We start from the raw sequence: 14,672 nt of genomic DNA on the forward strand, positions 1-14,672 counted from the left end.
CGGACGGGTAGGGAACTCCGGCACGGGGGATCAGACGCCGCAGCTACGCTCAGTACGCTCATCGCGGTGGACCCGTCATACCCGGAGGTGGCCGATCGTGACCGTCCGTAGCTCCTTTGTCGTAGTGGCCAACCGCCTGCCCGTCGACGAGGTGAGCACACCCGAGGGGCGGCAGTGGCGGCGCAGCCCGGGCGGCCTGGTGACCGCGCTGCACCCGGTGCTCGCCGAGCACCAGGGCACGTGGGTCGGGTGGGCCGGCGGCACCGGCGCCGCGCCCGAGCCGTTCGACCTGGAGGGGATCCGGCTGCACCCGGTGCCGTTGAGCGCCGAGGAGCTGGAGCGCTACTACGAGGGCCAGTCGAACGCGACCATCTGGCCGCTCTACCACGACGCGGTGGAGACGCCGGCCTACAAGCGGCGCTGGCGCGAGGCGTACCGGTTGGTCAACGCCCGGTTCGCGGAGGCCGCGGCCGACGTGGCGGCCGAGGGGGCCACGGTCTGGGTGCAGGACTACCAGCTCCAGCTGGTGCCGGCGATGCTCCGCGAGCTGCGTCCGGACCTGCGGATCGGGTTCTTCCTGCACATCCCGTTCCCGCCGATCGAGCTGTTCATGCAGATGCCGTTCCGCACCGAGATCCTGCGCGGCCTGCTCGGCGCGGACCTGGTCGGCTTCCAGCAGCGGCTGGCGGCGCAGAACTTCGTCCGGCTGGCCCGGCACCTGCTCGGCCTGCGCTACGAGGGGCAGATGATCCAGGTCGACGGCCGGCAGGTGAAGGCGGGCGCGTTCCCCATCTCGATCGACACCAAGGAGATGGAGCGGCTGGCCGAGGACCCCGCGATCCAGGCCCGGGCCAAGCAGATCCGCGAGGAGCTGGGCAACCCGAAGACCATCATCCTGGGCGTCGACCGGCTCGACTACACCAAGGGCATCGAACTCCGCCTCAAGGCCTTCCGGGAACTCCTCGCTGACGGAAAGTTGACAGTTCCCGACGCGGTTATGGTGCAGGTCGCCACGCCCAGCCGCGAGCGCGTGGAGCACTACCAGGCACTTCGGGTGAAGGTGGAACGCGAGGTTGGCCGGATCAATGGTGAATTCGGCCGGGTCGGCGTGCCGGCGGTGCATTATCTGCATCAGTCGTACAGTCGCTCCGAACTGGCCGCGATGTACGTCGCGGCCGACGTGATGATGGTGACCCCGCTGCGAGACGGAATGAATCTGGTGGCCAAGGAGTACGTCGCATCGCGCGCCGACCAGGGCGGCGCGCTCGTGCTCAGTGAGTTCGCCGGCGCCGCCACCGAGCTGCGCCAGGCGTTCCTGTGTAACCCGCACGACCCGGACGCGGTCAAGGACGCGTTGCTCCGGGCCGTACACATCGAGAAACCCGAGGCCCGCCGCCGGATGCGCGTCATGCAGCGGCACCTGCGCAGCCACGACGTGGGCCACTGGGCCAAGTCGTTCCTCAGCGAGCTCGGTGTCCCCGATACGGAGGTGGCGTGACCTCGCCCGCAACCGCCACCGCCCACGGTGGCGCGCTGGACCCGGAACTGCGAGCCGCCATCGGCCGCATCGCCCGGATGCCCCAGCTCCTCGTCGCCTGCGACTACGACGGCACGCTCGCCCCGATCGTCGAGGACCCGAGCAAGGCCGTGCCGCTGCCCGAGTCGGTCGCCGCGGTGCGCGCGCTGGCCTCGTTGCCGCAGACCAGCGTCGCGGTGGTCTCCGGTCGCGCGCTGCGTGACCTGGCCACGCTCTCCCGGCTGCCCAGCGAGGTGCACCTCGTCGGCAGCCACGGCTCGGAGTTCGACATCGGCTTCGTCGAGCGGCTCACCCCGGAGCTGATCGCGGTCCGGCACCGGCTCCGCGAGGTCCTGCGCGACATCGCCGCCGCGCATCCGGGGGTCCGCCTGGAGCGCAAGCCGGCCAGCGTGGCCGTGCACACCCGCGGGGTCGACCCGCAGATCGCCGCCGCCGCCGTCGAGGCGGTCCGCAGCGGGCCCGCGACCTGGGAGGACGTCACCGTCACCCAGGGCAAGGAGGTCATCGAGCTGTCGGTGGTGGCCACCCACAAGGGCACCGCCGTCGACCAGCTCCGGACCCAGCTCGCGGCCAGCGCGGTGCTCTTCATCGGCGACGACGTCACCGACGAGAACGCGTTCGGCAACCTGCACGGGCCGGACGTCGGCATCAAGATCGGCCCCGGGGACACCCAGGCGGACTACCGGGTGGCCGAGCCGATCGAGGCGGCCCGGGCGCTCGGCCTGCTGCTGGAGACCCGGCGGCACTGGCTCTTCGGCGAGCGGGCGGTGCCGATCGAGCGGCACTCGATGCTGGCCAACGGCCGTACCGTCGCACTGGTCACGCCCGAAGCCAAGATCACCTGGCTGTGTCACCCGAAGCCGGACTCGGCGGCGATCTTCGCCGACCTGGTCGGCGGCAGCCCGGCCGGGCACTTCACCGTCGGCCCGGAGCGCGGCGGCATCCCACTGGGCCAGCGTTACCGCAGCAACACCATGACCGTGGAGACCCGCTGGTCCGGCCTGACCGTCACCGACTGGCTGGACCTGCCCGTCGGGGAGACGACCCCGGACGACCCGGTCGTGGTCAGCGGCGACTCGACCCTGGTCCGCGTGCTCAGCGGCACCGGGCGGGCCCGGGTCGAGTTCGCCCCGCGCCCCGAGTTCGGTCAGGTGGCGGTCCAGCTCCAGCCACTCGACGACGGTCTGCTGGTGCTCGGCTCCAACGAGCCGGTCGCGTTGCACTCCCCCGGTGTCGAGTGGGAGGTCACCAACGACGCCGGCTACGAGACCGCGAAGGCGGTGGTGGACCTCTCCGCCGCCGGCGGTCAGGTGGTGCTGGAGCTGCGCTTCGGCACGCAGAGCCTGGAGCCGCACCGGCTGCCGGTGCACGAGCGGCAGACCGCCGCCGAGCAGCCCTGGAAGGACTGGGTGGCCTCGCTGCGGCTGCCCGCCACCGCCCGGGACCTGGTCGCCCGCAGCGCGCTGACGCTGCGCGGGCTCTGTCACGAGCCGACCGGCTCGATCCTCGCCGCGGCGACCACGTCGCTCCCCGAGGAGCTGGGCGGGGTCCGCAACTGGGACTACCGCTACTGCTGGCTGCGGGACGCGGCGATGACCGCCCGCGCGCTGGTCGACCTCGGTTCCACCGAGGAGGCCGAGGGGCTGCTGCGCTGGATCGACGGCGTGGTCGACCGCACCGGCGGCCATCCGGAGCGGTTGCACCCGCTCTACACCGTCGACGGCTTCGAGCTGGGCGCCGAGGCGGTCATCGACACGCTGCCCGGCTACGCCGGCTCCCGGCCGGTCCGGGTCGGCAACCTGGCGAACCACCAGCTCCAGCTCGACGTCTTCGGCCCGGTCGCCGACCTGATCGCCGCGGTGGCCGACGCCCGGGGCTCGGTCCGCGACGACGAGTGGCGGGTGCTGGAGAACATGGTCGAGGCGGTACGCCGCCGCTGGCACGAGCCCGACCACGGCATCTGGGAGGCCCGCCTCCCACCCCGGCACCACGTCTTCTCCAAGGTCATGCTCTGGATGACCGTCGACCGGGCGCTGCACGTGGTGCGTCAGCACGGCGGCGAGGACCGGCCGGAGTGGGTCGAGCTGCGCGACCGGATCGCCGCCAACGTGTTGGAGCACGGCTGGCACCCGGAGGCCGAGGCGTACAGCGTCGCGTACGGGTACGAGGAGATGGACGCCTCGTCGCTCTGGATCGGCATCTCCGGCCTGCTCGCCGGCGACGATCCGCGCTTCCTCTCCACCGTGCTGAAGATCGAGGCGGACCTGCGCAGCGGCCCGGTCGTCTACCGCTACCACTGGGACGACGGCCTGCCCGGCCGGGAGGGCGGCTTCCACATCTGCACGGCGTGGCTGATCGAGGCGTACCTGCGCACCGGCCGCCGCACCGACGCCGAGGAGCTGTTCACCCAGATGGTCGACACGGCCGGCCCCACGGGCCTGCTGCCCGAGCAGTACGACCCGCTCGCCGAGCGGGGCCTGGGCAACCACCCCCAGGCCTACAGCCACCTGGGCCTGATCCGCTGCGCCCTGCTGCTGGACAACATGCTCAAGCAGTGACCCGACGGCGGCGGGGGCCCCGTTCCCCCGCCGCCCCGCCCCCGGCGATCTTGCACTTGCTGCCCCGACAAAGGGGCGCAACGGGCATCTCTCGGGCGCCAAGTGCAAGATCGGCGAGGGTTGCGGGGGCGTCAGGGGGTCAGGGCGTGGACCACGTCGCCGATCACCACGATCGCGGGCGGGCGCAGCGCGGCGGCCTCGACGTCGGCGGCGACCGTGGCGAGGGTGGAGCGCAGCGTCCGCTCGGCGGCGGTGGTGCCCTCCTGGATCACCGCGGCCGGGGTGTCGGCCGGCTTGCCGTGCGCGATCAGGGTCGCGGCGATCGCGGCCAGGTTCTTCAGGCCCATCAGGACCACCAGCGTGCCGCGCAGCCCGGCCAGGGCCTCCCAGCGCACGAGCGACGCCGGCGAATCCGGTGCGACGTGCCCGGAGACCACGGTGAACTCGTGCGCCACGCCCCGGTGGGTCACCGGCACGCCGGCCACCCCGGGCACCGCGACCGCGCTGGTGACCCCCGGGACCACGGTCACCGGCACACCGGCCTCGGCGCAGGCCAGCAACTCCTCGCCGCCGCGCCCGAAGACGTACGGGTCGCCGCCCTTGAGCCGGACCACCACCTTGCCGGCCCGGGCCCGCTCCACCAGGATGCGGTTGATCTCCTCCTGGGCGCGCGACGGCCCGTACGGGATCTTCGAGGCGTCGACCAGTTCGACGTCCGGCCGCAACTCGTCCAGGAGCAGCCCCGGGACGAGCCGGTCGGCGACCACCACCTCGGCCTCGGTGAGCAGCCGCCAGCCCTTCACGGTGATCAGCTCCGGATCGCCCGGCCCGGCGCCCACCAGCGCTACCCGACCGCCCGTGGTGTTAAGCGGGGCCCCTTCCTCTACCGGAGGCGTTAACAGGGGGCCCTTCCTTGCGCCCAGGAGGTCGCGGACGGCGTCGCGGACGGTCATCGCCCGGCGCGGGTCGCCGCCGCCGAGGACGGCCACGGTCACCGGGCCGTGCCGGGTCACGGCGGGCGTCCAGGCGCTGGCGGCGGCCCGGTCGTCGGCCCGGACGCAGAAGATCCGCCGTTCGGCCGCGGCGGCGCTGACCGCCGCGGCGGCCACCCGGTCGTCCACCGCCACCTGGACCAGCCAGGCGCCGTCCAGGTCGCCGGGGGCGAACCGGCGCGGCTCCCAGCGCAGCCGGCCGGCGTCGGAGTGCGCGCGCAGCGCCGGGGTCAGCTCGGGCGACACCAGCAGGACGTCCGCGCCCGCGTCGAGCAGCGCGGGCACCCGCCGGGTGGCGACCGCTCCCCCGCCCACCACGACCACGCGCCGGCCGGCCAGCCGCAACCCCAGGGGGTACGGGCTGGGCGACGCCTCCGGGGCCGGCTCGCTCACTTCTCGGCCACCCCGGCCGCGTCGAACGTGGCCACCTCGTGCAGCACCCGGACGGCGCCGGTGACGACCGGCAGGGCGAGCAGGGCCCCGGTGCCCTCGCCGAGGCGCAGTCCCAGGTCGATCAGCGGATCGAGCCCGAGGTGCCGCAGCGCCGCCGTGGCGCCCGGCTCGGCGCTGCGGTGCCCGGCGACCATGGCGCCGACCGCGTCCGGCGCGAACGCGGCGGCGGCCAGCGCGGCGCTGACCGCGATCACGCCGTCGAGCAGCACCGGCACCCGACGCGCGGCGGCGCCGAGGATCAGGCCGGCCAGCGCGGCGTGCTCCAGCCCGCCGACCGCGGCGAGCACGCCCAGCGGGTCGGCCGGGTCGGGCGTGTGCCGGGCCAGCGCGGCCCGGACCACGGCGACCTTGCGAGCGTAGGTCTCGTCGTCCACGCCGGTGCCCCGGCCCGTCGCCGCCGCCGCGTCCACCCCGGCGAACACGGCGACCAGCGCGGCGGCCGGGGTGGTGTTGCCGATGCCCATGTCGCCGGTGAGCAGGATGCCCGCGCCGCCGTCGACCAGCTCGTCGGCGACCCGGATGCCGGTCTCCACCGCCGCCCGGGCCTCGTCCCGGGTGAGCGCGGCGGTGACGGTCATGTCGCGGGTGCCGGCGCGGACGTTCGCGGCCACCAGGCGCGGCCCGTCCGGGTCGGCGGGCGTCGCGACGACGTCGACGGTGAGCGCGGACGGGCCGGCCGGGTCGGCGGCGCGCGCCGCCGGGTCGGGCGGGGTGACCGACAGCGGGGTGGCCACGCCGACGTCGACCACGGTGACCGAGGCGCCGGCCTGCCGGGCGAACGCGTTGACCACCGCGCCGCCGGCCAGGAAGTTGCCGATCATCTGGGCGCTGACCTCCTGCGGCCACGGGGTCACGCCCTGGGCGTGCACGCCGTGGTCCCCGGCGAAGATCGCCACCGCGGCCTGGTCGGGCAGCGGCGGCGGGCAGGCGCCGGCCAGCCCGGCGAGGCGTACCGAGAGCGGCTCCAGGGCGCCGAGCGAGCCGGCGGGCTTGGTCAGCCGGCCCTGCAACTCACGCGCGGCCGCCATGGCCGTCTCGTCGAGCGGCCGGATCGCCGCGACGGTGGACTCCAGCATCATGCCTCCAGGATCCGTGCCAGCGTCTCGATGAACGCGTCGGTGGTGGCCCGGTCGCGCACCGCGATCCGGAGCCAGTCCGGGCCGAGCCCGGGGAACGTGTCACCCCGGCGTACCGCCCAGCCCTGCTCCCGCAGCCGCTCCCGCACGTCGGCGGCGCCGACGCGGTGGATCAGCACGAAGGCGCTGGCCGGGCGGCCCGCCACGCGTACCCCGGGCAGGCCGGACAGGCGGGTCACCAGGTGGTCGCGGTCGGCGGCGAGCCCGGCGGCGATCGCGCGTTCGGCCGCCACGGCGACCGGGGCGGCGCAGGCGGTGGCGGCGGCGAGCGCCGGGGTGGAGACCGCCCAGAGCGGCTGGGCGGCGGCGAACCGGGCCAGCAGCGCGGCGTCGCCGAGCAGGTAGCCGATCCGCAGCCCGGCCAGCCCCCAGGTCTTGGTGAGGCTGCGGACCACCACCAGGCCGGGCAGGTCGCGCCGGGCGGCCAGGGACTCGGGCTCGCCGTCGACGCCGGGCGCGGCGGTGGTGTCGGCGAACGCCTCGTCGACCACCAGCACCCGGCCGGGGCGGGCCAGTGCGGCGATCGTGTCCGCCGGGTGCAGCACCGACGTCGGGTTGGTGGGGTTGCCGACCATGACCAGGTCGGCGTCGGCGGGTATCCGGGCCGGGTCGAGCCGGAAGTCGTCGGCCGGGTCGAGCAGGACCCGGTCCACCCGGTGGCCGGCGGCGCGCAGGGCGGCCTCCGGTTCGGTGAACTGCGGGTGCACCACCACCGGGTGGCGGGCGTCGCGCAGCGCGCGGGCGATCAGCACGAAACCCTCGGCGGCGCCGGCGGTGAGGAGTACCTCGTCCGGGGGTCGCCCGTGCCGGTGAGCGACGGCGGCGCGGGCGGGCGTCGGGTCCGGGTACGCGGCCAGATCGCCCAGGGCGGCGGTCAGCGGGTCGGCGAGCCACTCGGGCATCGGCGCGCGGCGCACGTTGACGGCCAGGTCGACCAGGCCGGGCGTGGCCTCGGAGTCCCCGTGGTGGCCCAGGTCGGGCTCGTCGAGCGCGGCGGCGCTCCCGGTCGGTGGTGCGGGCATGTCCGCGATCCTGCCGGGAAGCCGCCGCCCGGGACAGCGCATCCCGGCGTGGGTCGCGTCACGACCCGCCGGTTTATGAGTTCTTCTCATTTCCGAATCGGAAATGTCATAGCTTGACCCCGTGAGCAACCGACCCCTTGCCTCCGCTGGTCGTGCCGTGCCCCTTCTCCGCGCCGGGCTGATCGCCGGCATCGTCGTCGCCGCCGCGTTGTACCCGCTCGTCGCCGTCACCGGCATCGGCGCCAAGGCCACCGCGCACGCCGTGGAACAGAAGACGAACATCCTCAAGACCGCGCTGCCGGCCGAGACGTCGTACGTCTACGCGCCCGACGGCAAGACCGTGCTGACCATGTTCTACGAGGAGTACCGGCAGTACACCAAGATCGAGAACATGTCGCCGAACATCCAGCAGGCGATCGTCGCCGCCGAGGACAACCGGTTCTACCAGCACCACGGCGTCGACCCGAAGGGCGTGGCGCGGGCGTTCGTGTCCAACGCCCGCTCCGGCGGCGTCTCCCAGGGCGCCTCGACGCTGACCATGCAGTACGTCCGGATGGCCCTGCGGGACAGCGCGACCACGCCCCGGGAGGTCCAGGAGGCCACCCAGCAGACCAGCCTGCGCAAGGTCAAGGAGATGCGCATGGCGCTGGACATCGAGAAGCACCTGAGCAAGGACCAGATCCTGGAGCGCTATCTCAACTCGGCCTACTTCGGCCACCGCGCCTACGGGATCTACGCCGCCGCGCAGATCTTCTTCTCCAAGACGCCGGCCACGCTCACCCCGGTCGAGGCGGCCACGCTGGCCGGCCTGGTGAAGTCCCCCTCGGAGTACGACCCGATCACCTCCGACCAGAAGGACGCCACCGGCCGGCGCAACTACGTGCTCGACAACATGGCCCGCCTCGGCTACCTCTCGCCGGACGCCGCCGCGTCGGCCAAGGGCCAGCCGATCAGGCTGAAGCTGACCACGCCGCCGAACGACTGCGCCGCGATCGACGGCGGGCACCGCAGCTGGGGCTTCTACTGCGACTACCTGAAGAACTGGTGGAGCGCGCAGCCCGCGTTCGGCGAGAACCGCCTGGAACGGATGGACAAGCTGCGGCGCGGCGGCTACCGGATCGTGCTCGCCCTCGACCCGAAGACCCAGGCGGCGGCGGAGAAGAACGTGGGCGCCAAGGACAACACCGGCAGCCCGTTCGCCAACGGCATCGTGGTCGCCGAACCCGGCACCGGCCGGATCAAGGCGATGGCGGTCAACCGGAACTACTCGCTGGACCTGGCGGAGAACCCGAACAGCTCGAACCCCGAGGCCGGCCCGAAGGTCAAGGCGAACTACCCGAACACGGTGGCACCGCTGCTGGGCGGCGGGTCGCTCCCCGGCTACCAGGCCGGCTCGACGTTCAAGATGTTCCCGATGCTCGCCGCGCTCAACGCCGGGATGCCGCTGTCCACCGCCTACGACTCGCCGTACACGTACAAGTCGGCGGTCTACGACGGCTGGGCCCCGTCCAACGCCAGTGGCGCGATGACCGGCCGGCAGACCATGTGGTCCGGCTTCGGCAAGTCGGTGAACACCTACTTCATCCAGCTGGAGGAGAAGATCGGCGCGGACGCCGGGGTGCGGCTGGCCGAGCAGCTGGGCCTGCGCTGGCGGACCGACGTGGACAAGGAGCAGGCGTCGCCGGCCAAGGCGAAGAAGTGGGGCGCGTTCACGCTGGGCGTCTCGGACGCCACCCCGCTGGAGATGGCGAACGCGTACGCGGCGATCGCCGCCGACGGGCGCTACTGCGAGGCGATCCCGGTCAACGCGATCATGAACCGGGACGGCACGCCGGCCACCTACTCCACCGCCGGCGGGGTGCAGCGGGAGATCGCCAAGCCCCGGTGCCGGCAGGTGGTGAACGCGGACGCGGCCCGGGCCGCCACCGACGCGGCGCGCTGCCCGACCGGGGACACCCCGGCCAAGGGGAGCTGTGGCGGCTGGTCGACGGCCGACAGCGTGCGGGGCACGGTCGGCCGCCCGGTCGCCGGCAAGACGGGTACGACCGACAGCACCCGGTCCGCCTGGTTCGTCGGCTACACGCCGGAGCTGGCGGCGGCGAGCTTCATCGCCGACCCGGACAATCCGTTCAACGCGGTGGGCGACGGGCAGTCGCAGATCCCGGTGAACGCGGTGGCCCAGACCCTACGGGACTCCCTGAAGGGCCAGCCCACCCGCCAGTTCACCCCGCCCTCCGACCAGATAGTCGGCTGAGCCCCACGTTCCGCCCGGGGGTGCGCCCGGGTAGTTGATCAAGGAGTTTGCGTCCGGGATCCCCAGATCCGCCGACGCGAACTCCTTGATCGACGTGGGAGAGGGGCTCAGCGGAGGTCGGCGGCGACGAAGGACCACAACTCCAGGTCCACCCGGGCGCCGCGGACGAAACCGGCGTTGCGGAGCAGGCCCTCGTAGCTGAAACCGGCCTTCTCGGCCACCCGCCGGGACGCGACGTTGCCGGGCGCCACCCGCAGCTCCACCCGGTGGAATCCGTGCTCCAGGATCAGCGCGATGGCCACCGCGTCCACCGCCTCGGCGGCCAGGCCGTAGCCGCGGGCGTGCGGCGCGATCGCGTACGACACCTCGGTGAGCCGGGCGCCCCAGTCGGTGCGGCGGGTCCACAGGCACCCCACCACGCGCTGGTCCTCCCGGCGGACCACCGCCCAGTGGTCGCCGTCGCCGCTGTCCCGCCGCTGCCGGGCCAGCTCCGTGCACCACGCCCGCCCGTCGATCTGCCCGGCCGCCTCGGCCAGCGGCAGCCACCGCTGGGTCTGCCGGTCGCCGAACACCTCGTCGACCGCCGCCGCGTCCGTCGCGACCAACCGGCGCACCTCGGTCCGCGGGGTGGAGACGGTCAGCGCCGGGAACCGGCGTACCGCCACCTGACCGATCACGCCAGGGCCGCCGAGGGCGCCAGCGCGGCGGCCACCAGGCGGGACGCGACGCCCGGAAGCGCGGCCCAGTGCGGCACCAGCTGGGAGGCGTGCACGCCGTGGCGGACGAAGCCCTCCGGGGTGCCGCCGTCCCAGCGCCAGGCCGGTTGGTCACCGGCGCGCGGGGTGAGCACGGCGGCGTGCTGCTTGTGCCCGGTCACGGTCGCGCCGGCCGGCGCCACCACGCTGCCGGTGACCGCCGTGGCGTCCCGGTAGCCGACCACCAGGCCGTCGCGGACCGTGCCGACCGCGTCGAGCACGCCGCACATCGGCAGGCCGTCCAGCTCGCGCGCCAGCCAGAGCAGGCCCGCCCCCTCGGCGACCACCGGACGGCCCGACCGGGCCAGCTCCGCCACCGCGATGCACAGCCGGCGGTTGGCGGAGAGCTGCTCCGCGTACGTCTCGGGGAGCCCGCCGCCGACGACCAGCGCGCGGGCCCCGGCGGGCAGCGCCTCGTCGCGCAGTGGGTCGAGCGTGACCACCTCGGCGCCGGCGGCCCGCAGCAGCTCGGCGACCTCCGGATGGCTGTAGCTGCCGGCCGGGCCGCCGGCCAGCGCCACCACCGGCCGCTCCGCCGGGGCGGACGGACCGTCCGCCGGCTCCGGCGACCAGGGCTCCACGCTCAGGGCGGGAGCGGACCGGGCCAGCGCCAGCAACCGGTCCAGGTCGACGGTGGCGGCGACCGCCTCACCGAGCCGGCGCACGCCGCGCTCGGCCTCGGCGTCACCGCGCACCACGGGCGCGGCGCCGTGCCGGCGGGCGGGCAGCACCGGGGGCAGCTCGTGCCGGCGCAGCGCGCCGTAGACCGGCACCCCCACGTCGTCGAGCGCCTCGCGCAGCAGCGTCTCGTGCCGGGGCGAGGCCACCCGGTTGAGGATCACGCCACCCAGCCAGAGCTGCTCGTCGTAGGAGCGGAAGCCGTGCACCAGCGCGGCCACCGACTGCCCCATCGCGGCGACGTCCACGACCAGCACCACCGGGCTGCGCAGCGCGGTGGCCACGGCGGCGGTGGACTCGCTCTCCGGCCGACCGGCGACCGAGTCGTAGAGCCCCATGGTGCCCTGGACCAGCGCGAACCCGGCGCCGGCCGCGCCGTGCGCGAAGAGCGGGGCGACCCGCTCCGGGCCGACCAGCCGGGGGTCCAGCGTGCGGCCGGGGCGACCGGCGGCCAGCCCCAGGTACGCCGCGTCCACCTGGTCCGGCCCGACCTTGAAGCCGGCCACCGGCACGCCGCGCTCGGCGAGGGCGGCGAGCAGGCCGAGGGAGAGGGCACCGGTGCCGTGCCCGGAGGAGGGCGCGCTCAGCACGACGCGCGGCACGTCGGTCATCATCGACTCCTGGGTCCGGGGTGATTTCCGCCCGCGTGACCATACCCGTCCGCCCCGGCGCCCGTCGGCCGCGGAGCGTCCCGTTCCGCCCGGCAGCCGCGAGTGGCCCCGCTCATACGGGTAGCCTTGGCCAACGTGTACCGGTTCCTGCTGACCCCGCGCTGGCTCGGCTACCTCGCGCTGACGCTGGTGGCCGCCACGGTGATGGTGTTCCTGGGCAACTGGCAGCTGGACCGCTACCGGGGCCGGTCGGCGATCAACGACCGGATCGACGCCGGCGCCACGATGACCCCCGCGCCGCTGCGCGACGCGCTGCCCGCACCGACCGGTGGCCCGGGCAGCGTCGGTCCCGCCCCGGCCGAGCGGCTCACCTGGAGCCGGGTCACCGCCACCGGCCGCTACGACACCGCGAACGTCGTGCTGATCCGGGGCCGGACCGTGGACAACAAGGTCGGCTTCGAGGTGCTCACGCCGCTGGTGCTGGCCGACGGCAGCGCGGTGCTGGTCGACCGCGGGTGGGTCCCGCCCGCGCCGGGCGCCGGCGCCACCGCCCAGCCCTCGGTGCCGGCCGCGCCGACCGGCGAGGTCACCGTCACCGGCCGGGTGGTCGGCAGCGAGAGCGGTGGCGGCGGGGTGGACCGGCGCGACGGCAAGCTGGAGGCCCGGCGGATCGTCATCCCCCGCCTGGCGAAGCAGCTGCCCTACCCGGTGACCGGCGGTTACGTGCTGCTCGACGGGCAGACCCCGGCCGCCGACCCGGCGTTCCAGGCGGTGCCGATCGGGCACACGAACAACTGGCAGAACTTCGGTTACGTCTGGCAGTGGTGGATCTTCGCGGTGATGAGCCTGGTCGGCTACGGCTGGGTGGCCCGCCGGGAGGCGCGTCGACGGGCCGGCCTGGACGGCCCGCGCGAGCCGGTGGACCGGGCCGCCGAGCCCGCCGCCACCTGATCCGTCAGCCGGTGACCCGGCCGGCGTGGATCGCCCGCACCGCGTCGATCGTGTCCGCCTCGGCGGCGGTCTTGTCGTCCCGGTAGCGCACCACGCGGGCGAAACGCAGCGCCATCCCGCCCGGGTAGCGGCTGCTGGTCTGCACCCCGTCGAAGGCGATCTCGACCACCTGCTCCGGCCGGACCCGCACCACCCAGTCGCCCTTCTCCACGGCCAACGACAGGAAGCGCTCGGTCTGCCAGCGCAGCAGCTCGTCGGTGAGCCCCTTGAACGTCTTGCCGAGCATGACGAACTCGCCGGTGCCCGGGTCGCGGGCGCCGAGGTGCAGGTTGGACAGCCAGCCCTGACGCCGGCCGCTGCCCCACTCGACCGCGAGCACCACCAGGTCGAGCGTGTGCCGGGGCTTGACCTTGACCCAGGCCGAGCCGCGCCGGCCCGCGTCGTAGGGCGCGGCGGGATCCTTGACCACCACCCCTTCCTGACCGGCGTCGACCGCCGCCGCGAACGCCGCGCCGGCCTGCGCCACGTCGTCCACCTCGACCCGGCCGACCAGCAGCGACGGGTCGACCGCCCCGGCCAGCGCCGCCCAGCGCTCGCGGCCCGGCTCGTCGATCAGGTCGGCGCCGTCGAGGTGCAGCAGGTCGAAGAAGTACGGCGTCAGCACCGGCTCGCCGGTGCGCTCGGCGGCGGCCAGCACGGCGGGCGCGACCGGGGTGCGGCCGGTGGTGCTGGGCGTGGTGCGCCGGGCCGCGCGGCTGGACGTCTCCTGGAACGGCAGTGGACGGCCGGTGGCGTCCAGCCCGATCGCCTCGCCGTCGAGCACCAGCTCGCGGGCGGGCAGCGCGCGGACGGCGGCCACCACCTCGGGCAGCCGGCCGGTGATCTCGTCGAGGCTGCGGGTGAACACCGCGATGTCCTGGCCGGAGCGGTGCACCTGGATGCGGATGCCGTCGAGCTTGACGTCGACCACGGCGGGGAGGCCGGTGGCGGTGAGGGCCTCGTCGACCGAGGGCGCGCTCTGCGCCAGCATCGGCGCGAGCGGCCGGCCCACCTGGAGCCCGAACCCGGCCAGCGCGGCGGCGCCGCCGGTGAGCGCCGCGACCGCCACCGCCCGCAGGTCGCCGGCGAGCAGCAGCGCGCGCCGCACGGCGGTGGCCGGCACGTCGGCGGCCCGGGCCACCGCCTCGGTGAGCAGGCCGGCCTGGGCGCCCTGGCGCAGCTCACCCCGGAACAGGCCGACCAGCAGGCGTTGCTCGTCGGCGGTCGCCGCGGCGAAGAGCCGGCCGACCAGCTCACGCCGCCGCGCCTGGGAGCCGGCGCCCCCGATGCGGGAGATCTCCTCGATCGCCGCGTCGACAGCGGCCACGGTCAGGGTGGGCTCGGTCGCCGGCGGGGGCAGGTCACGCAGACCCGCCCAGCCGACACCGGTCTGGCGCTGACGCAGCTCGCCGGCGAGGTAGCCGGCGCCGGCCGGGATCTCGCCCGGATCGAGCGCGCGCAACGCGGCGGCCAGCAGCTCCACCTTGGCCCGACGGCCGCCGGTGGCGCCGACCGCGGCCGAGGTGGCCGCCAGCTCCGCGAAACGCACGTGCACATCCTGCCAGTGACCTGTGACGGCGGGGCGCTTCCGGCGGCCCGGCGCACCACACGGGTGTCGCCGGGACCGCCGGAAGCTCGGACGCGACGACCCGGGCGTGCCGGTCGCCGGGCCGCGCGCCCCGGGGA

General features: G+C 74.9%; 10 protein-coding genes. 4 read left to right on the forward strand and 6 right to left on the reverse strand.

All coding sequences use genetic code 11. The features are described 5' to 3' along the window. Positions 1–97: 97 nt before the first annotated feature. The gene (locus ACN27B_RS03260) at positions 98–1,498 is read left to right on the forward strand and encodes an alpha,alpha-trehalose-phosphate synthase (UDP-forming) (protein WP_099163956.1); all 1,401 of its coding nucleotides are present in this window, start codon (positions 98–100) and stop codon (positions 1,496–1,498) included. Between the two features lie 77 nt (positions 1,499–1,575). Next, the gene (gene otsB / locus ACN27B_RS03265; protein ID WP_422745827.1) at positions 1,576–4,095 is read left to right on the forward strand and encodes a trehalose-phosphatase; all 2,520 of its coding nucleotides are present in this window, start codon (positions 1,576–1,578) and stop codon (positions 4,093–4,095) included. A gap of 131 nt (positions 4,096–4,226) precedes the next feature. On the opposite strand, the gene cobA is transcribed toward otsB, so the two are convergent. Genes cobA through cobC form a run of 3 tightly spaced genes read right to left on the reverse strand, consistent with a single transcriptional unit; the run spans position 4,227 to position 7,698 of the window. After that, positions 4,227–5,480, reverse strand: coding sequence for a uroporphyrinogen-III C-methyltransferase (cobA, locus tag ACN27B_RS03270; protein ID WP_422743439.1), 1,254 nt, complete (start codon positions 5,478–5,480; stop codon positions 4,227–4,229). After that, complete coding sequence (cobT, locus tag ACN27B_RS03275; protein ID WP_422745829.1) at positions 5,477–6,616, reverse strand: nicotinate-nucleotide--dimethylbenzimidazole phosphoribosyltransferase; 1,140 nt, start codon at positions 6,614–6,616, stop codon at positions 5,477–5,479. The genes cobA and cobT overlap by 4 nt, the downstream gene beginning before the upstream one ends. Next, a complete protein-coding gene (gene cobC, locus ACN27B_RS03280; protein WP_099163953.1) occupies positions 6,616–7,698 on the reverse strand; it encodes an Rv2231c family pyridoxal phosphate-dependent protein CobC in 1,083 nt (360 codons plus the stop codon). The genes cobT and cobC overlap by 1 nt, the downstream gene beginning before the upstream one ends. 121 nt (positions 7,699–7,819) lie before the next feature. On the opposite strand from cobC, the gene ACN27B_RS03285 reads away from it, so the two are divergent. Beyond that, the gene (locus ACN27B_RS03285; RefSeq protein WP_099163952.1) at positions 7,820–9,952 is read left to right on the forward strand and encodes a transglycosylase domain-containing protein; all 2,133 of its coding nucleotides are present in this window, start codon (positions 7,820–7,822) and stop codon (positions 9,950–9,952) included. Positions 9,953–10,059: 107 nt separating this feature from the next. Here the strand turns inward: ACN27B_RS03285 and ACN27B_RS03290 are convergent, their stop codons facing one another. Both ACN27B_RS03290 and ACN27B_RS03295 read right to left on the reverse strand, forming a co-directional pair. Beyond that, positions 10,060–10,629 carry a GNAT family N-acetyltransferase gene (locus tag ACN27B_RS03290; RefSeq protein ID WP_091571659.1) on the reverse strand — a complete coding sequence of 190 codons (570 nt, stop codon included), beginning with the start codon at positions 10,627–10,629 and terminating at the stop codon, positions 10,060–10,062. Then, complete coding sequence (locus tag ACN27B_RS03295; protein WP_099163951.1) at positions 10,626–11,996, reverse strand: cobyrinate a,c-diamide synthase; 1,371 nt, start codon at positions 11,994–11,996, stop codon at positions 10,626–10,628. Before ACN27B_RS03295 ends, ACN27B_RS03290 begins: the two co-directional genes overlap by 4 nt. Positions 11,997–12,131: 135 nt before the next feature. On the opposite strand from ACN27B_RS03295, the gene ACN27B_RS03300 reads away from it, so the two are divergent. After that, on the forward strand, positions 12,132–12,947 hold the full coding sequence (locus ACN27B_RS03300) for an SURF1 family protein (protein ID WP_091571652.1): 816 nt from the start codon (positions 12,132–12,134) through the stop codon (positions 12,945–12,947). A gap of 4 nt (positions 12,948–12,951) precedes the next feature. On the opposite strand, the gene ACN27B_RS03305 is transcribed toward ACN27B_RS03300, so the two are convergent. Beyond that, entirely contained in the window at positions 12,952–14,535 is a 1,584-nt protein-coding gene (locus ACN27B_RS03305; protein WP_099164940.1) for an ATP-dependent DNA ligase, read from the reverse strand. Positions 14,536–14,672 lie beyond the last annotated feature (137 nt).

Origin of the sequence: Micromonospora sp. WMMD754 (assembly GCF_049315235.1) — a bacterium.
Lineage (GTDB): Bacteria > Actinomycetota > Actinomycetes > Mycobacteriales > Micromonosporaceae > Micromonospora > Micromonospora sediminicola.

Coding starts and splice junctions, on each gene's coding strand:
- otsB (WP_422745827.1), top strand. CDS start 1,576: ATGCCCCAGCTCCTCGTCGCCTGCGACTACGACGGCACGCTCGCCCCG.
- cobT (WP_422745829.1), bottom strand. CDS start 6,616: ATGCTGGAGTCCACCGTCGCGGCGATCCGGCCGCTCGACGAGACGGCC.
- cobC (WP_099163953.1), bottom strand. CDS start 7,698: ATGCCCGCACCACCGACCGGGAGCGCCGCCGCGCTCGACGAGCCCGAC.
- ACN27B_RS03295 (WP_099163951.1), bottom strand. CDS start 11,996: ATGACCGACGTGCCGCGCGTCGTGCTGAGCGCGCCCTCCTCCGGGCAC.